The organism is Microbacterium sp. MM2322 (genome assembly GCF_964186585.1).
Classification (GTDB): Bacteria; Actinomycetota; Actinomycetes; order Actinomycetales; family Microbacteriaceae; genus Microbacterium.
Map to the genome: position 1 here is coordinate 714,440 of NZ_OZ075067.1, position 16,052 is coordinate 730,491.

General features: G+C 69.1%; 17 protein-coding genes and 3 tRNA genes. 14 read left to right on the forward strand and 6 right to left on the reverse strand.

Features of this window, described 5'->3' with window-relative positions:
- Positions 1 to 2: 2 nt before the first annotated feature.
- The 3 genes from ABQ271_RS03485 to ABQ271_RS03495 form a co-directional block, all read right to left on the reverse strand.
- The gene (locus ABQ271_RS03485) at positions 3 to 452 is read right to left on the reverse strand and encodes a BLUF domain-containing protein (protein ID WP_036310117.1); all 450 of its coding nucleotides are present in this window, start codon (positions 450 to 452) and stop codon (positions 3 to 5) included.
- Positions 449 to 700 carry a hypothetical protein gene (locus ABQ271_RS03490; protein ID WP_018186898.1) on the reverse strand — a complete coding sequence of 84 codons (252 nt, stop codon included), beginning with the start codon at positions 698 to 700 and terminating at the stop codon, positions 449 to 451. The genes ABQ271_RS03485 and ABQ271_RS03490 overlap by 4 nt, the downstream gene beginning before the upstream one ends.
- 97 nt (positions 701 to 797) lie before the next feature.
- Positions 798 to 1,289 (reverse strand): YajQ family cyclic di-GMP-binding protein, encoded by a 492-nt coding sequence (locus tag ABQ271_RS03495; RefSeq protein WP_036310114.1) that lies wholly within the window; start codon positions 1,287 to 1,289, stop codon positions 798 to 800.
- 64 nt (positions 1,290 to 1,353) lie between these two features.
- Here ABQ271_RS03495 and ABQ271_RS03500 point away from each other — a divergent pair, with 64 nt between their 5' ends.
- The 5 genes from ABQ271_RS03500 to ABQ271_RS03520 all read left to right on the forward strand — a co-directional run bounded on the left by ABQ271_RS03500 (position 1,354) and on the right by ABQ271_RS03520 (position 4,403).
- On the forward strand, positions 1,354 to 2,196 hold the full coding sequence (locus tag ABQ271_RS03500) for a LysM peptidoglycan-binding domain-containing protein (protein ID WP_349310149.1): 843 nt from the start codon (positions 1,354 to 1,356) through the stop codon (positions 2,194 to 2,196).
- A gap of 50 nt (positions 2,197 to 2,246) precedes the next feature.
- A complete protein-coding gene (locus tag ABQ271_RS03505) occupies positions 2,247 to 2,561 on the forward strand; it encodes a hypothetical protein (protein WP_036310109.1) in 315 nt (104 codons plus the stop codon).
- A 43-nt stretch (positions 2,562 to 2,604) separates the two neighbouring features.
- The gene (locus ABQ271_RS03510; RefSeq protein WP_036310106.1) at positions 2,605 to 3,093 is read left to right on the forward strand and encodes an FBP domain-containing protein; all 489 of its coding nucleotides are present in this window, start codon (positions 2,605 to 2,607) and stop codon (positions 3,091 to 3,093) included.
- 87 nt (positions 3,094 to 3,180) lie between these two features.
- Positions 3,181 to 3,265: transfer RNA gene (locus ABQ271_RS03515), tRNA-Tyr, on the forward strand.
- Between the two features lie 154 nt (positions 3,266 to 3,419).
- Positions 3,420 to 4,403 (forward strand): hypothetical protein, encoded by a 984-nt coding sequence (locus tag ABQ271_RS03520; protein WP_349310150.1) that lies wholly within the window; start codon positions 3,420 to 3,422, stop codon positions 4,401 to 4,403.
- 3 nt (positions 4,404 to 4,406) lie between these two features.
- On the opposite strand, the gene ABQ271_RS03525 is transcribed toward ABQ271_RS03520, so the two are convergent.
- Positions 4,407 to 5,981: an NAD(P)/FAD-dependent oxidoreductase gene (locus tag ABQ271_RS03525; RefSeq protein WP_349310151.1), complete on the reverse strand. Its 1,575-nt coding sequence runs from the start codon at positions 5,979 to 5,981 to the stop codon at positions 4,407 to 4,409.
- 31 nt (positions 5,982 to 6,012) lie between these two features.
- Here ABQ271_RS03525 and ABQ271_RS03530 point away from each other — a divergent pair, with 31 nt between their 5' ends.
- The 7 genes from ABQ271_RS03530 (at position 6,013) to ABQ271_RS03560 (ending at position 11,362) form a co-directional block, all read left to right on the forward strand.
- On the forward strand, positions 6,013 to 6,801 hold the full coding sequence (locus tag ABQ271_RS03530) for an inositol monophosphatase family protein (protein WP_349310152.1): 789 nt from the start codon (positions 6,013 to 6,015) through the stop codon (positions 6,799 to 6,801).
- Positions 6,802 to 7,050: 249 nt separating this feature from the next.
- On the forward strand, positions 7,051 to 8,301 hold the full coding sequence (locus ABQ271_RS03535; protein ID WP_349310153.1) for a M23 family metallopeptidase: 1,251 nt from the start codon (positions 7,051 to 7,053) through the stop codon (positions 8,299 to 8,301).
- A 64-nt stretch (positions 8,302 to 8,365) separates the two neighbouring features.
- A tRNA-Thr gene (locus tag ABQ271_RS03540) sits at positions 8,366 to 8,437 on the forward strand.
- Between the two features lie 24 nt (positions 8,438 to 8,461).
- Positions 8,462 to 8,535: transfer RNA gene (locus ABQ271_RS03545), tRNA-Met, on the forward strand.
- 114 nt (positions 8,536 to 8,649) lie between these two features.
- A complete protein-coding gene (locus ABQ271_RS03550) occupies positions 8,650 to 9,126 on the forward strand; it encodes a hypothetical protein (RefSeq protein WP_349310154.1) in 477 nt (158 codons plus the stop codon).
- 66 nt (positions 9,127 to 9,192) lie between these two features.
- The gene (locus ABQ271_RS03555; RefSeq protein ID WP_349310155.1) at positions 9,193 to 9,687 is read left to right on the forward strand and encodes a metallophosphoesterase; all 495 of its coding nucleotides are present in this window, start codon (positions 9,193 to 9,195) and stop codon (positions 9,685 to 9,687) included.
- A gap of 67 nt (positions 9,688 to 9,754) precedes the next feature.
- On the forward strand, positions 9,755 to 11,362 hold the full coding sequence (locus ABQ271_RS03560; RefSeq protein WP_349310156.1) for a DHA2 family efflux MFS transporter permease subunit: 1,608 nt from the start codon (positions 9,755 to 9,757) through the stop codon (positions 11,360 to 11,362).
- Between the two features lie 180 nt (positions 11,363 to 11,542).
- Here the strand turns inward: ABQ271_RS03560 and ABQ271_RS03565 are convergent, their stop codons facing one another.
- On the reverse strand, positions 11,543 to 12,268 hold the full coding sequence (locus ABQ271_RS03565; protein WP_349310157.1) for a DUF559 domain-containing protein: 726 nt from the start codon (positions 12,266 to 12,268) through the stop codon (positions 11,543 to 11,545).
- A gap of 532 nt (positions 12,269 to 12,800) precedes the next feature.
- Between ABQ271_RS03565 and ABQ271_RS03570 the strand changes: the two genes are divergently transcribed.
- Positions 12,801 to 14,096 (forward strand): M18 family aminopeptidase, encoded by a 1,296-nt coding sequence (locus ABQ271_RS03570; RefSeq protein ID WP_349310158.1) that lies wholly within the window; start codon positions 12,801 to 12,803, stop codon positions 14,094 to 14,096.
- A gap of 78 nt (positions 14,097 to 14,174) precedes the next feature.
- Here ABQ271_RS03570 and ABQ271_RS03575 read toward each other — a convergent pair whose 3' ends face one another.
- Positions 14,175 to 15,194 (reverse strand): hypothetical protein, encoded by a 1,020-nt coding sequence (locus ABQ271_RS03575; protein ID WP_349310159.1) that lies wholly within the window; start codon positions 15,192 to 15,194, stop codon positions 14,175 to 14,177.
- A gap of 246 nt (positions 15,195 to 15,440) precedes the next feature.
- Here ABQ271_RS03575 and ABQ271_RS03580 point away from each other — a divergent pair, with 246 nt between their 5' ends.
- Complete coding sequence (locus ABQ271_RS03580; protein ID WP_349310160.1) at positions 15,441 to 16,049, forward strand: PadR family transcriptional regulator; 609 nt, start codon at positions 15,441 to 15,443, stop codon at positions 16,047 to 16,049.
- The last annotated feature ends 3 nt before the right edge of the window (positions 16,050 to 16,052 follow it).

The following is a 16,052-nucleotide window of genomic DNA, read 5'->3' on the forward strand; positions in this document are numbered from 1 at the left end:
GCTCAGGCGGTGAGCCCCGAGCGCACGCGGAACCAGAGGCTCAGCTCGCGCGCAGCGCGGAGGGTCGCCGACGGGTCGCCATGGCCTTCGAGGTCGTCGAACGTATCCCGGAAACCTTCGGGTGCGTCGCCGTGGGAGGTCGTGATCGCCTCATAGCCCATCGTCCATTCCGCGAAGTGGCGCTCGTCGATGAACTCGTCGATCAGTACCCGCAGACGGTCGTGGCGCGGGTCGCGTTCGATCTTCCCCATCGTTTCGCGGACGGCCTGCTCGGGGCCCTCGAGGATCTGGATGAAGCGGCCGTTTCGATACAGCAGCATCCCGGTCACGTCGCGTTCCGCATTGGACGCGCGGCACTGTTCCAGCAACTCGCGGAGCGCGTCATCGTCCATCGGCTCGGTCGCCGTGCTCGAGTAGACGACGGAGAAAACCGTCTCGTCGGTGGCTGTCATCGGTTCTCCCGGATCGTGAGGATGCCGGGGGTCTCCGGAGTCTGGGGGGCCGCCGACAACACACGCATCGCACTGACGAGGTCCGCGAACGTCCCGACGGCGGCGGAGCGCATGTCGAAGGCAGTGTACCGGCCGTCCCGGCGCCGCTCGATGTAGCCGAGGAAGTTGCCGTTGCGGCTGCCGACATGGAAGCCGTCCTCGACGCGCGACCACACGGTCCCGGGGGCGTGACGTTGACTCTGGGGCACGGGGGATCCTCACTTACGGTGGCGCTTCCGCCACGCTAAGTGAGGGGTCGGACGCCCCGCGCGGGCTTGACAACCCCAGCGGGGTGCTGCCCCAATGTCAGCGGTAGTTGATGAACTGCAGGTCGACGTCGAGGTCGGCGGCCTTCAGCATCCGCTGCACTTCCTGCAGGTCGTCGCGGGACTTCGACTGCACGCGCAACTCATCGCCCTGAATCTGGGACTTGACCGACTTGGGGCCCTCGTCGCGGATCAGCTTGCTGACCTTCTTCGCGTCCTCCGAAGAGATGCCCTCTTTCAGGGTCGTGACGATGCGGTACTCCTTGCCGGACGCCACCGGGTCGGCCGAGTCGAGACTCTTGAGCGAGATGCCCCGCTTGATCACCTTCGACTGGAACACGTCGAGCACGGCCTTCGCCCGCTCTTCGCTGTTCGCCTTGATGAGAACCGAATCCCCGCTCCACTCGATCGAGGCGCCGGTGCCCTTGAAGTCGTACCGCTGCTCGACCTCTTTGCGAGCCTGGTTGAGGGCGTTCTCTGCCTCTTGACGATCGATCTTGCTGACGATGTCGAATGAACTGTCGCTGGCCATGGGTTCGAGGTTACCGTCGCAACATCGTTGCGCGCCCGTAACTCGCGACCGATAGCGTCGGGGTGTGGAGCGGCGAGAAAAAGTCCTGGTCGGAATCGCCGTGGGGGCCGTCGTCGGATTGCTTGCCCTTGCGGCGCCGGCAATCATCGGCATGATCCCGACCGACGAGGTCGTCGCCGAAGCGCCGCCGTCGTCCGCCGCTCCGGAGCCGATCGCATCGACCCCGCCACCGCGCCCGACACTCGAACCGACGCAGCCCGCTCCGGTCGAAACCACCCCCGCGCCGCCCGAGAGCAAGTGCGACGGCGTTCCCGTGGGCAAGGACCGAGGATCGATCTCACCGGGAGCGGAGGGGGTCGTCGAGCGCTCGAACGCGAAGGGGCTGTCCACCGTGTACCGGGTCGTGTCGAACGATTCCTACTGGGCGATCATCGAGCGGTTCTGTCTCGACAGCGACGAGTTCAACGCCGCGAACAACTTCGCCGGGGCAGACGACATCTACGAGGGCGACTTCCTCGCGATCCTCCCCGAGGGGCAGTCGACCGCCGCCGCGCTCAACGAGGCGAAGAAGGGTGGCTACCGCACCCACCAGGACTGCGACGGCATCGCCCGAATCTCTCTGGGGAAGCCGAACGCGGAGGGTCGGATCCCCGTGAGCACGACCGGCACGGTCGTCGACAGCGGCACGGGCGAGTACGCCGAAGGCCCGGTGGAGAAGGTCGATGGGAAGCCCACCTATTACACCGTGCAGCCCGGCGACACGTACCGCGGCATCGGTGACCGATTCTGCATCGACGCCATCACGGTGCAAGCGTTCAACGAAGCGGGGGGACCGGAGCGCGTCCTGCAGCCGGGAGACCGCGTGCAGCTGCGGCCAACGAGCCGAACGATCGAGTCCAAGGGGTGACTCCCGCGCGCCCTGGGGCTGAATGCGTCGCGCGCACCTAACCTGACGGGGTGAGCACGCCCGCACCTCCCCATCTCGCTCAGCGTGCGTGGGGCATCGCCGCCGTCGTCATCGTCGTCCTCTCGGTCTTGCCGACGCTCCTCGTGCTGATCCTCGTGGCGACCGTCGACGAGCAGTACGCATGGCTGCTCATCGTGACCTTCGCGGTGCTCGTCGCGGGCGGATCCGCCGCGATGCTCGCCGGCCTCGTCGGGGTGGTGTTCGCCGCCATCCGCCGTCGCGGCTTCCTCTGGCCCGTGATCGGCACGGTCCTCGGTATCGGGCTGGTCGCCGTCGCGTCGCTCATCCTGGCGATCGGCGGGTGACGTCGGCGGAGCCGCGGCATCCGTCGGTTCGTAGACTGGGTTGATGCGGCCGCTGACAGAAGATGAGTTGCGCAAAGCGCTGGTCAACGCCACGAGGGACGAGCGGGAACGTCTCGAACTGCCCCACGACTTCCCGATCCTCGAATGGGATCACCTCGACTTCCTCGCCTGGCGCGACCCCACGACGCGCAGCCGCGGCTACGTGATCGCCGAGCTCGCGGGCGAGCCCACGGGCATCGTGCTGCGCGCGTCGAGCGGCTCATCGCAGGGCAGCTCCGCCATGTGCAACATCTGCCACACGTTGCAGCCCGGCAACCAGGTCGCAATGTTCACCGCACGAAGGACAGGGGATGCCGGTGACCGCGGCGACAGCGTCGGCACCTACGTGTGCGCTGATCTGACCTGTCACGACAACGTGCGGATCGCCGGCCCCCTGGCGCCGAGCGAGGTCCGCGCGAGCGTCGATCGACGCATCGACGGCACGCGACACCGGCTGGAATCCTTCGTCGAACGGGTGGCCACCGCCGCCTGAGGCCTCGGTTTTCGTCACGCCGTTCGGGAGGGTAAGATAGGTGATCGCGCCTCCGGTCGACTGCACAAGCCGGTCGGGTGCGCACCTGGCGAGTTACCCAAGCGGCCAAAGGGATCTGACTGTAAATCAGACTGCATTGCATTCGGGGGTTCGAATCCCTCACTCGCCACCACCACGACAAAGAGCTGCGGAGATCTCCGCAGCTCTTTCTTGTTTCTCCCCGCCGCGACTTCCGCAACCCCTTGGAGATCTCTGTGCTCAGCGAGGCGGTCTGACAGGATGGGACGCGAGGGCGGGGGGAGGCCTCCGCCGAAGGGATGCCGAAAATGAGCGAACCGACTACCGCCCCAAGTGGCAACAAGATCTTCCGAGCCGCCATCTGGGTCGCGATCGGTGCGCTGATCGCCGCGGCGATCGTGTGCGTCGTCTGGGTGCTCATCGGTGACTCGAACGGCATCGTGGGCCGCGCGTTCCTGACGATCCTGCTCCTCGCCGCCTTCGCGGGAGTCTCGATCCTCGAGGCATCCCTCGCCGATCGCCGCCCGGCGTGGTTCGCGCTGGCCAGCATCGTCTCGTGGGTCATCGCGCTGATCGTCGGCGTCTTCATGGTGTGGATGCCGGAAGAGGTCGGTCAGTACGGTGTCGGCGCGGAGCGCTTCTTCAAGTACATCGTCATCCTGCTCGTCCTGCAGGGGGCGCTGCTCCACATCCGTCTCTACGCGAAGTCCTTCGCGCGTCACCAGACGACGTTCACGAGCGTCGTCGCATACGTGACGATGGGCCTCGTCGTCATCCTCGCGTTCCTGCTGATCATCCCGCTCCTGCTGAGCGAGTTCATCGAGTTCCGCGACATCTACTGGAAGGTCGTCGTGTCGGTGACGATCCTCGCGGCCGTCGGGACCGCTCTCGTTCCCCTCGTCAACGCGCTGTTCGCTCCGAAGAAGGAGCGCCCGCAGGCCGCCGCCTACGGTGCACAGGGCTATGGTGCGCAGGCTTACGGCGCTTCCCCCCAGACCGACCCCGCTGCCGCTCTGTCGGCCGCTGTCCAGGCCTGGCCGACGTACGCCGACGGACGCACTCCACTTCCGGTCATGCCCGACGGCAGCCCCGACTGGAACGCGTACTACACGGGCCAGCCGACCTACCCGCAGCAGCCCTACGGAGCCACGTCGCCCGAGGCGCCGCCGGCGCCTGACGCGGGTCCTGTCGATGCACCCGCACCGCCGGTCCCGGACGCCGCCGTGCCGCCGGTGCCCCCGGTTCCTCCCCTCCCGGGTACGCCCGACGTTCCGCCGCCGCCGCGCTACTGACCGTCAGCCGGTCCGGCCCGAAAGGATCTCCCATGCCGCCATCGCGGCGTTGTGGCCACCGATCCCGCTGACCGCTCCGCCCCGGCGTGCGCTCGATCCGCACAGCAGCACACCCTCGACACCGCTCGAGACTCCCCACCGTTCGGCGGGCGTCTCGAGCGGTTCGTCGTTGGTCGCCCAGGGCCAGGCCAGGTCGCCGTGGAAGATGTCGCCGCCGACCATGCCGAGGTCGCGTTCGAGGTCACCGGTCGTGCGCGCCTCGACGCAAGGCGACCCGTCCGGGGCACGGTAGAGGACATCGGCGATCGGCTCGGCGAGCACCGAATCCAGCGATCGTTCCGCGGCCGCCCACAGCGCGGCGCGATCCGCGGTGCCGTCGGCCACCAGGCGGTGCGGCACCTGCAGGCCGAACAGAGTCAGAGTCTGCGCTCCCGACGCCCGCAGCTCCGGACCCAGGATCGACGGGTCCGTCAGCGAGTGGCAGTAGATCTCCGCGGGCAGTGGATCCGGGATGCCGCCGGCCACTGCGCGGTAATACGCGGCATCCACCTGCGACAGCGTCTCGTTGATGTGGAACGTGCCCGCGAAGGCCGCCCGCGGGTCGACCTCCGTGTCGCGGAGGCGCGGCAGTCGAGCGAGCAGCATGTTGACCTTGATCTGCGCCCCCTCCGGCGGCGGCGCGTTCGTGCCGGCCGCGCCGCCGGCTCGCAGGAGGCGGTCGAGCACCGCTGCGCCGACCCCGCTCATCACCACGCGGGCGCCGAGCCGTTCGCCCCCGGCGATCTCGACCTCGCCGTCGGGCGAGACGGAGACGACCTCCGTATCGGTGCGGATCTCGGCGCCGGCGGCGCGCGCCGCCCGCTCGAGCTCGCCGCTGACCGCGCCCATCCCGCCGACGGGGACGTCCCAGTCCCCGGTTCCGCCGCCGATCACGTGGTAGAGGAAGCAGCGGTTCTGGCGCAGCGACGCATCGTCCGACCGGGCGAATGTCCCGATGAGCCCGTCGGTGAAGGCGATGCCGCGCGCCACGTCCGTGTCGAAGGAGTCGCGCATCAACGCTCCGAGCGGCTGCCGGGTCACGGCATCCCATAGTGCGTCGTCGCCGATCGACGCGCGGACGTCCGCCTCTCGCCGCAGCGGCGCCGTCACGGTCGGGAAGAGCGTCGCACCGACCGGCGCGAGTCGTTCGTAGAACTCGGCGAACCGTGCCGCCTCGCGTCCGTCGCCCGTCGCGTGGGCGAAGCTCGCGGCGGTGGCCGCGGCATCCGCGTTGTCGATCAGGATGCCGCGGTCCGGGGCATCCGGCATCGGCGTGTACGACGAGTAGCGGCGGCGTTCGAGGCGGATGCGGAGGCCGAGGTCATCGATCACGGTGCGGGGGAGCAGGCTGACGAGGTAGGAGTAGCGCGACAGTCGGGCGTCGACACCCGGCCACGGCCGCTCCGAGACGGCGGCGCCACCGACGTGCCCCTGGCGTTCGAGCACCGTGACGGTGCGTCCCGCACGGGCGAGGTAGGCGGCGGCGACGAGGGCGTTGTGCCCGCCGCCCACGATGACGACGTCGCGGATCGCGCTCATGGTGCTCAACCTAGCGGCGTACCGTGGAGGGATGGATGCCGCCGCGCTCGCCGACCTCGCTCTCGACATCGCCCGGGAAGCCGGCGCGCTCGCGCTCCGACGCCGGCAGGAGGGCGTGTCGATCGCGGCGACGAAGTCCGTGATCGCCGACATCGTCACCGAAGCCGACCGCGAGGTCGAAGAGCTCATCCGCGCGCGGCTGGCCGCCGAACGCCCCGGCGACGGGTTCCTCGGCGAGGAGTCGGGCGCCGAGCGCGGGACCGCCGACGTGACCTGGGTCGTCGACCCGATCGATGGCACGGTGAACTACGCCTATGGGATGCCGCACTACGCCGTCAGCATCGCGGCGGTCACCGGCGAACCCACGCCCCCGACGTGGACCGCTCTCGCCGGTGTGGTCCACAACCCGGCGGTCGGCGAGACGTTCCACGCGATCCGCGGCGGCGGCGCCTGGCTGGGAGAGCACCGCCTGGCCGTCTCGGGTGTCGGCGCGGCGGGTGGGCTCGTCGCCACGGGGTTCGGGTACGACCCGAAGCACCACGAAGAGGACCTCGCTCGCGTCGCGGCGGTCATGCCGATGCTCCGCGATCTGCGCCGCGCGGGGGCGGCGTCGCTCGACCTCGCCTACGTGGCCGCGGGGCGTCTCGACGGCTACTTCGAGCGCGGCCTGCACCCGTGGGACCACGCGGCCGGCGCGCTGCTCGTGACCGAAGCGGGCGGCATGATCACGGGGTCGCCCGACGGGTTCCCGGGGCGGGACATGACCATCGCGGCCGGCCCGGAGCTGTTCGCGCGGCTGACCGCGACGATCGGGTTGTGAACGGACATCCCATTCCCAGTCCCGGTCGTGTAGCGTGTTTATCTGATCGTTACTTTCGCTGCCCGAGCGAAGGTGTCTGTCCATGAAGCCCGCGGCCCCGCCGCCTCTATCCGAGAGCCCGCACGTTTGACTTTCGAGACCTCCCCGACTGACGCGCCCGCATCGCGTCGCGATCGGCGACCCATCGCGTCCGGCCCCGCGCCGTTGACGCGCGCGGAGCTCCGTCGCCGAGCCGCAGACGCCGCCACCGTGAGTGACGCCGAGGTCGTCGCCGCGCAGGCCGTTGCCGCCATGGGTGAGGTCATCGCGATGGTCCAGGCTGCCGAGGAGCCCGCGCTGCGTCGTCGCCGCTCCCGCGCCACCGCATCGGTCGAGGCTCACGCCACCGAGACGCCGGCATCCGACGCTGCTCCCGCCTCGATCGCAGAGTCCGTCGTCTCCGAGGCGGCCGCAGCCGCTCTTCCGCTCCGCCGCCGGGCACGCGCACCCCGCCCCGCGGCTTCCGTCACGCCGGTTCCCGCTGCCGCTCCGGTTCGCGAGTTCCTCGGTGAGACGATCGTCCTTCCCGCCGCGGGGTCCACGCACTCCGCGGCTGACGAGAACGTCCCGACCATCGACGAGTTCGAGCTCGCGGCCAAGGCCTTCTCGTTCACCGGCGAGACCCCGATCCAGGTGGCTCGTGCGGCTGCCGACGCGGAGGAGCGGGCGAAGCCGACGACGCGGGTGCGCATGGCCGACCAGCCGCCTCGCCCCCGGCGGGGTCGGATCGTGTTCAAGCGGCTTGCCGCGGCATCCTTCTCGGTCAGCGTGGTCGGTGTCGTCGGTCTTCTCGCCATCGGGACGACCACCCCCGTCGCTGCTGTCGGCGCATTCGGTCAGCAGGTGCGCGGCGACATAACGCTCGCGAGCACCGCGACGGACGCCGACGCTCCCGAGATCCAGGCGTACGTCGCCGGTTCGACGGTCGCATCGGGAGATCTGGCCCGTTCCGACGAGTACGACATCGAGTCCATGGCCGATGTCGCCGCGGACTCCGGTGTGACGAAGTTCGCCGGCACCTGGGTGAACGACGCCACCGCCGAGGTGCAGTGGCCGTTCCCCGTGGGTGTGCCGATCTCGGCTCAGTTCGGGTCGAGGTCGTACATGTCGAAGTTCTCGCGCCCTCACCACGGCACGGACTTCACCCCGGGCGCCGGCGCGGAAGTTCACGCCGTCGCCGGAGGGACCGTCCGCATCGCCACCGAGGCCGGTGGTGACTACGGCGTGACCGTCGTCCTCGACCACATCATCGACGGCAAGCTCGTCTCGACTCGTTACGGCCACATGCAGTACGGCTCGCTCCGCGTCTCGCCCGGTGAGACGGTCAAGGCCGGCGACGTCATCGGTCGCGTCGGCAGCACGGGCAAGTCGACCGGCGCTCACCTGCACCTCGAGGTGCTGCTGGGCGGCACGACTCGGATCGATCCGCTCCCGTGGCTGAAGGAGCACACCCAGGGCTGACCTGGTTACAGGAGGATGCCGCGACTCTGGTATCCTCTTCTAGTTGCCCGCATGCGGGCAGCACGCCCCGATAGCTCAGTGGTAGAGCACTTCCATGGTAAGGAAGGGGTCGTCAGTTCAATCCTGACTCGGGGCTCGCAGCATCCTTCAGATGCGCCACGGCGGGGTAGCTCAGCTGGTCAGAGCGCACGACTCATAATCGTGAGGTCGCGGGTTCAAGCCCCGCTCCCGCTACGCAAAACCCCTGGGCTCCACCCCGGGGGTTTTGTCTTTTTCGGCCCCGGATCAGTCCCTCGAAACAGGCCGAGTGCAGCCAACGGTGTAGCCGATGACGCCATACGGGCACCGATGCGCAGACGTGCGCAGGCCGATAGGCTCGCCGGCATTGAACAGCGCGACTCGAAGGAGCGCCACCATGAACGGGATCAACGGACTGCCGTGATGACCCCGACGCGTGAGCCGGAGGCTGCCGTGAGCCGACCAGATAAGTCCGGCGGGGCTTTCGAGGGAGGCTGGCTCACCTGGACACTTCTCATCGGTCAGATCTTCCTTGCGGTCGCAGCGGTGGCGCTGACTCCCCTCCAGGGGCTCCGAAGCGCCGTGTGCGACGAGCAGTGTGACTTCGCGACTGCGGAAGCTGCACTGGAGGGAGTCTCCATCGCAGCCTTCTCGATCCTGGCGCTGACTCTCGTGCTTCTTTATGTGCGGCGGCACCGGTGGTCGACGAGCTGGCCGATTCCTGCAACGGGCATAATCCTCACAGTGATCGCCATGATCGTGTCGAACCAGATCTTCATGGCGGCTCTGCCACCGCTGCCAGCGTGATCAGTAGGCCCTTCGCACCTCGGCCATCACGTATCCAGGTTCGCCCGACTGAGCTACCCTTCCGCGGTGACGACCCGACTGCTGCTGATCTCCGACACCCACATCCCCGGCCGCGCTCGCCGACTGCCTGACGCGGTGCTGCGCGAAGCGGATGCCGCAGATGTCATCGTCCACGCGGGGGACTGGGTCGCGGCATCCGTTCTCGACGAGCTCCGCGAGCACGGGGACGTGCTCGGCGTGTACGGCAACAACGACGGCGACGATCTGCGCGCCGTGCTGCCGGAGGTCGCCCGCCGAGAGGTCGAGGGGGTCCGCATTTCGGTCGTCCACGAGACCGGGCAGAAACTCCGACGCGAGGAACGGATGGATGCCGCGTTCCCCGACACGGATCTCCTCGTCTTCGGTCACAGCCACATCCCGTGGGACACGACGACGCCGGGCGGGATGCGGCTGCTCAACCCCGGGTCCCCGACGGACCGTCGGCGTCAACCCGATCACACCCTGATGACACTCGAAGTGGCGGACGGCGGCATCCGTTCCGTCGAAATCCACACTCTCTGACGGGTTGCACCGCGTCGCCGGAGGAGTACTATCGCTGTCGGATTGCTAGAAAAGCGAGGTAAATCTCATGGCGAAAGACTCCCGACGCTGGCTCGGTCTCGTCTTCATCAGCGTTGCCGTATCGCTCATCATCGTCGACTCGACGATCGTGAACGTCGCGGTGCCCTCGATCGTCGAGGAGCTGAAGATCAGCTCCACCGAGGTCCAGTGGGTGCAGGAGGTCTACACGCTCGTCTTCGCCTCGCTGCTGCTGCTCTTCGGTGCTTTCGCCGACCGCTTCGGCAGGCGACGGATCATGCTCCTCGGTGTCTCGATCTTCGCGGCATCGTCGGTGCTGGCGAGCTTCGCTCCGACCGGTGAGCTGCTGATCCTTGCGCGCTTCGTGCAGGGGATCGGCGGCGCGATGATCCTCCCGACGACCCTCTCGCTCATCAACTCGACCTTCCGCGGTCGTGAGCGCGGCATCGCGTTCGCGGTGTGGGGATCGACCATCGGCGGCATGGCGGCCGTCGGGCCGCTGCTCGGCGGCTGGCTCACGACGGCCTTCTCGTGGCGCTGGGCCTTCGGCATCAACATCCCGCTCGGCATCATCATCGTGATCGGCGTGTTGCTCACGGTCGCCGAGTCCCGGGAGTCCCGCCGACGGTCGATCGACGGCGTCGGTGCGCTGCTGTCGATCGTGCTCTTCGGGTCCCTCGTGTTCGGCCTCATCGAAGGCCGCACGTTCGGCTGGTGGACGGCGGAGGACGGGCTCACGATCGCCGGCTGGACCTGGCCCCTGTCGATCTCCCCGATCCCGTTCGCCTTCGCTGTCACCCTCGTCGCGCTGGTCCTCTTCATCTGGTGGGGGCTCCGCCGTGCGAGGCTGGGCAAAGACCCGCTCATCGAGTTCTCGCTCCTCGGCATCTCATCGTTCCGCAACGGCAACATCGCGGCCCTGGTGGTCTCGCTCGGCGAGTTCGGCCTCATCCTCGCGCTGCCGCTCTGGCTGCAGTTCGTCCTCGGATTCGATGCCCTGCAGGTCGGCTTCCTCCTCCTCGCTCTCGCCGGAGGGTCGTTCGTCGCGAGCGGGGCGGCGGGTGCGTTCAGCGGCAAGGTTCCGGCAGTGGTCGTCGTGCGCGTCGGCATCCTCGCCGAGATCATCGGCATCGCGTGGGCGGGTGTCATCATCGGACCGGATGCCGCTTGGGGTTGGCTCATTCCTGCGCTCGCCATCTACGGCTTCGGTGTCGGACTCGCGACGGCGCAGCTCACGGGCGTCATCTTGCAGGACGTCCCGGTCGAGAAGTCGGGTCAGGGCTCCGGCATCCAATCCACGTCGCGCCAGGTCGGTTCGGCGCTCGGCGTCGCGATCCTCGGCACGGTACTGTTCACGACCACGGGAGGCGTGCTCGCATCATCCCTCGACGATGCCGGCATCCCCGCGGCGTCGGCAGACAAGGTCGTGTCCGCGGTCGTCGATTCGGCGGGCGCCGCGATTGCGGGACTCGAGGCGGACCCCGCAAACGCGCACATAGCGGATGCCGCCCGCACCGCGTTCTCCGACGGCACCCGGGCCTCGGCGCTGACCGCAGCCGGATTCCTCGTCATCGGTCTGGGGGCGACCTTCGCCCTCGGCTCCGGTAAGCGCCGCGACGAGGATGCGCGGCCCGAGGAGCGAGTCGCCGAGTCGTAGCCCTCCTCGAGTCGTCGCGCTCCTCGAGCGACTCCGGCGGGCCGTCGTCCCCCGGTTCCCCTGTCGCAACACGCCGTGCGGCGCCGCCATTCGTGACGGGGGAGCGAGGTGCCCGGGCCGCCACCGCCATTCCCCTGTCGCGACTCGCCGTGCGGCGCTGCCATTCGTGACAGGGGAGCGTCAACGAGCTCGCAGCGCGGCCGCGACCTTGTTCGCTGCGCGCTCTGTCCGCCCGAACAGGTCGGCTTTCGTGATGCGCACGACTGCCCAGCCGGCGGAGCGGAGCGCGTCGTACCGATCTATGTCGTAGGCCCATTGCTGGGCGTCGAGGAGGTGATGCTCGCCCTCGTACTCGACGGCGACGCGCGACTCGGGGTACACGAGATCCGCTGTCGCGACCACGCGTCCGTCGATGATGACCGGATGGTTGAGCTCCGGCTCGGGCAGACCCGCGTCGAGCAGTGCCAGCCGAAGATGGCTCTCGGGGCGCGACGCGGAGCCCATCCTGAGAAGGGGGAGAGCGTCGCGAAGCGAGCGGATGCCGACACGTCGGCCCGTGTCGAGGACCTCCGCGAGCTCGTCGATGGTGGCAAGCGGATGCCGCACACGCCACGTCCGGATGATCGCATCGCCTGCGGCGACGAGATCGCGCTCCGATCGGAGGACCGAGCCGAGAGCCGCCCACGTCGACGCAGGGTCCGTCGTCCGGAGGCCGGTGCGGGGTTCGACGGTGACGGTCGTGCTTCCCGCCGTGACCTCATGCCCGCGGACGCCTCTCGACCGGGGCAGGCGAAGGGGGCCTGTGACGCAGACGTGCAGACGCGGGTCTTCCAGCACGCTCAGGGGGAGGGGAATGTCCCAGAGAATCGCAGCGGTCACATGGCTGAAGGCCTCGTGGGGCAGCATCCTCTGGGCATACTGTCGCGCGCGGCGGATGTGAGCCGACTCAGCGGCTCCGCGCGGCTGCCCGTGTCGATCGTGGTCGTCGCCATCGCTGACTCCTCTCCGTTCCCGAATACCGTGGAACGGTCGAATCAGGTCGCCTCGGCGAAGCCGGCTGACCGAGGCGACCGCAGCGCGGGCGGAGGCGACGGAGAACCGGTCGCCGAGCGTGAGGGGGAGGGGCATCATGCGTCGAGAATGCGTCCCGATCCCGGTGGTCGGGCCCGTTCGCCGGCGCACAGGGGGCAGACGCCGTCGAGGCGCGCCTGGGGAGGAGCCGCTCGCCTGTCGCGAAGTGCAGAGGGCCGCGGCGTGTTGCGACAGGGGAGGGATGGAGGGGGCTGCGGCGGGAGCGGTGGCCGCTCTCGCCTGTCGCGAAGTGCAGAGGGCCGCGGCGTGTTGCGACAGGGGAGGGATGCCGCCACGGGGTTGCGCCGGACCTGGCCGAACTACGATCGGAGGGTCCCGCCCGGCATCCTTCTCTGGAGGTACACCCATGTCCACGCCCGTGACCGGCTCGTCAGCACTCGACCACGCCGCCGACCTCGCCGACTTCGTCGCCGCCTCACCGTCGAGCTACCACGCCGCCGCCGAGGTCGCCCGCCGCCTCCGGGGTGCGGGGTTCCGCGAGCTCGACGAGCGTGAGGCGTGGCCCGCGCAGCCCGGCGGGCGGTTCTTCGTCGTGCGCGACGGAGCTGTCCTCGCGTGGGTCGTCCCGAACGGGGCGGATGCCGCGACCGGCGTCCATGTCTTCGGCGCACACAGCGACTCCCCCGCCCTGAAGCTCAAGCCGCGTCCCACGACGGGGAGCCTCGGCTGGTTGCAGGCCGGCGTCGAGGTGTACGGCGGACCCCTTCTGAACTCGTGGCTCGACCGGGAACTCCGCCTCGCCGGGAGGCTCGTCCTCGACGACGGTTCGAGCGTCCTCGCCGCGACGGGAGCCCTGTTGCGCCTGCCGCAGCTCGCGATCCACCTCGACCGCGAGGTCAACGACGGCCTCGCCCTCGACAAGCAGCGCCAGACCCAGCCGGTCTGGGGCCTGGGCGACGCGGATTCGGCCGATCTCCTCGGCGAGCTCGCGGCAGAAGCCGGTGTCGACGCGTCCCGCATCCGCGGCTACGACGTGGTGACGGCGGACGCCGCTCGGGGAGCCGTCTTCGGCAAGGGCGACGTCTTCTTCGCCTCGGGGCGCCTGGACGACCTCGCCTCCGTCCATGCCGGCGTCGTCGCCCTCGAGCGCGCGGCAGACGGCTTCGACGCCGAGCGCATCGCGATGCTCGCCGTCTTCGATCACGAGGAGGTCGGCTCGGCGACCCGATCCGGTGCGGCCGGTCCGTTCCTCGCCGACGTCCTCGAACGCATCCAGTTGTCGCTCGGCGCGGACCGCGAGCAGCACCTGCGCTCGCTCGCCGACTCGTGGTGCGTCTCGAGCGACGTGGGTCACGCCGTGCACCCGAACTACGCCGAGAAGCACGACCCCGTCGTCCAACCGCGCCTCGGGTCCGGCCCCATCCTCAAGATCAACGCGAATCAGCGCTACGCGACGGATGGCGCGGGTGCTGCCGCCTGGCACGGCTGGTGTGAGGCGGCCGGCGTCGGTTCGCAGGAGTTCGTGTCGAACAACGCCGTCCCCTGTGGGTCGACGATCGGTCCGATCACGGCAACGCGACTCGGGATCGCCACGGTCGACGTCGGCATCCCGATCCTGTCGATGCATTCTGCGCGCGAACTCGCCGGCGTGAGCGACCTGTACGACCTGTCCCGCGTCGCGGAGGCGTTCCTCACCGCCTGAGGCCTTCCTTAAACGACGGATGCCGCGGGCCCGCCGACGAGGTGTCGGGGACCCGCGGCAGCCACGGTGAATCGAAGGTCAGTACCAGCCGCTGGACTTCGAGTGGCTCCAGGCGCCGCACGGGCTGCCGTAACGGCCGTCGATGTAGCCGAGGCCCCACGCGATCTGGGTGGCGGGGTTGGTCTTCCAGTCCGATCCGGCGCTGCTCATCTTGCTGCCGGGGAGAGCCTGCGGGATGCCGTAGGCGCCGCTGGAAGAATTGTGCGCCTGGTAGTTCCAGCTGGACTCCTTGTCCCAGAGCGAGACGAGGCAGGAGAACTGGTCGTCGCCCCAGCCGTGGCTACCGAGCATGTTCCGCGCGGTCGACTGCGCGGCTGCGGCGGACGTGCCGCTGCGGGCGACGCCGCTCGAGGGCACGCTGCTCGACGAGGAGCGGGAGGAGCTGGAGGACCGAGACGAGCTCTCCTGCGCCTCTGCGGCGGCAGCTTCCTCGGCGGCCTTCTTCTCGGCTGCGGCCTTTGCGGCGGCCTCGGCCTTGCGCTTCTCCTCGGCCAGGCGCTCCTTCTCCTTCGCGACGGCGGCGTCGAGGCTGCCGCGCAGGGCGCTCGTCTTCTCGCTCACGGCCGCGACCTCGGCTTCGACGGACGCCGTGGCATCGCGGGTGTCGAGGAGCAACGGGAGAGCCGAAACGGTCTCGAGCTCGTCGACGGCCTTCGAGAGGTCATCGGTCGGAACCGTGGTGTCGGTCGTTCCCACGTTGAGCTTCGACGCCGTGATGTCGGCGCTCACGTCCTTGGATGCGGCGACCGCCTTCTCGGCCGCGTCGAGCGTCGACTGGATCTTCGACTCGGGAGCGGAGGTGGCGACGCCTTCGGTGAGCGACTCGGGGAGAGTCTGTGTGAAGGACGCCAGCGCGATCGCGGGAGTCGAGGGTTCCGACTGCGCGATCTGGGGCGCGGGGGCCATGGCGGTCGCGCTCGCAGCGATGACGAACGCGGTGGTCAGCGTCGAGAGGACGACGACCGGGCGGCGCCGGAGTCGGCGCTCTTCGTTACGGATGGATCGGCGGGAGGGGGGCAGAGTCGAGTCAGTAGGCATGCAGAAGTAATGGTTCCGTGTAGCGGGACACGCCCCTTGCGAGGCGAGCGTGACCGTTCGGGCGGGCACGAGTCGCCCACTCTGGCCGATGTACCTGGGCGTTACCCGAACGTTACCTGGATGCCGTTCGCCCGACACCCTCGAGAAAAAGTCCTGATCACGATCCCTGGGAACTTCCTATCGACCGCCCGGGGTCGTTGTGAACGATATATCGTTGTGTATCGGTCACCATCTGAAGGAGACACCATGAACAACTCATTCGGTTCGCAGGGCTTCGGCTCGAGCGGCTTCGGCGCCAGCGGGCGCGGGTTCGGATCAGGGGCGCAGGGCCTCGATCTCGGCAACCTCGGCGCCGGCCTTATGGAGGCGTTCGAACAGTTCCGTACGTCGTTCGACCAGCGGCCGGGTCCGTCCCGGATGAGCCGCGGCGACGTCCGCACAGCGGTTCTCGCGCTCCTTGCGGAGAAGCCCATGCACGGCTACCAGATCATTCAGGAGATCGATTCGCGCAGCGGCGGGTCGTGGAAGCCGAGCGCGGGTTCGGTGTATCCCACCCTGCAGCTTCTGGCCGACGAGGGCCTCATCGTCGCGGAGGAAGCGGGCGGGCGTAAGACCTACTCGCTCACCGACGCCGGCGGCATGGTGGCCGAAGAAGCGGCCGGCTCCGCTCCGTGGGAGACCGCCGCGCCGACCAAGGAGCACCACCGTGCGACCGCACTGCCCAAGGCAGGCGTCGAGCTGGCCCAGGCCGCCGCACAGGTGGCGCGGACCGGCACGCCTGCCCAGGTGGCGGAAGCCGTGGAGATCCTCGACGAGGCTCGCCGCCGCCTCTACGCGCTCCTCGCGCAGGGCTGATCC

Coding starts and splice junctions, on each gene's coding strand:
- ABQ271_RS03530 (WP_349310152.1), top strand. CDS start 6,013: ATGGATGCCGCCGCGCTCGCCGACCTCGCTCTCGACATCGCCCGGGAA.
- ABQ271_RS03560 (WP_349310156.1), top strand. CDS start 9,755: ATGGCGAAAGACTCCCGACGCTGGCTCGGTCTCGTCTTCATCAGCGTT.
- ABQ271_RS03510 (WP_036310106.1), top strand. CDS start 2,605: ATGCGGCCGCTGACAGAAGATGAGTTGCGCAAAGCGCTGGTCAACGCC.
- ABQ271_RS03485 (WP_036310117.1), bottom strand. CDS start 452: ATGACAGCCACCGACGAGACGGTTTTCTCCGTCGTCTACTCGAGCACG.
- ABQ271_RS03580 (WP_349310160.1), top strand. CDS start 15,441: ATGAACAACTCATTCGGTTCGCAGGGCTTCGGCTCGAGCGGCTTCGGC.
- ABQ271_RS03525 (WP_349310151.1), bottom strand. CDS start 5,981: ATGAGCGCGATCCGCGACGTCGTCATCGTGGGCGGCGGGCACAACGCC.
- ABQ271_RS03575 (WP_349310159.1), bottom strand. CDS start 15,194: ATGCCTACTGACTCGACTCTGCCCCCCTCCCGCCGATCCATCCGTAAC.
- ABQ271_RS03550 (WP_349310154.1), top strand. CDS start 8,650: ATGCGCAGACGTGCGCAGGCCGATAGGCTCGCCGGCATTGAACAGCGC.
- ABQ271_RS03495 (WP_036310114.1), bottom strand. CDS start 1,289: ATGGCCAGCGACAGTTCATTCGACATCGTCAGCAAGATCGATCGTCAA.
- ABQ271_RS03565 (WP_349310157.1), bottom strand. CDS start 12,268: ATGCTGCCCCACGAGGCCTTCAGCCATGTGACCGCTGCGATTCTCTGG.
- ABQ271_RS03570 (WP_349310158.1), top strand. CDS start 12,801: ATGTCCACGCCCGTGACCGGCTCGTCAGCACTCGACCACGCCGCCGAC.
- ABQ271_RS03520 (WP_349310150.1), top strand. CDS start 3,420: ATGAGCGAACCGACTACCGCCCCAAGTGGCAACAAGATCTTCCGAGCC.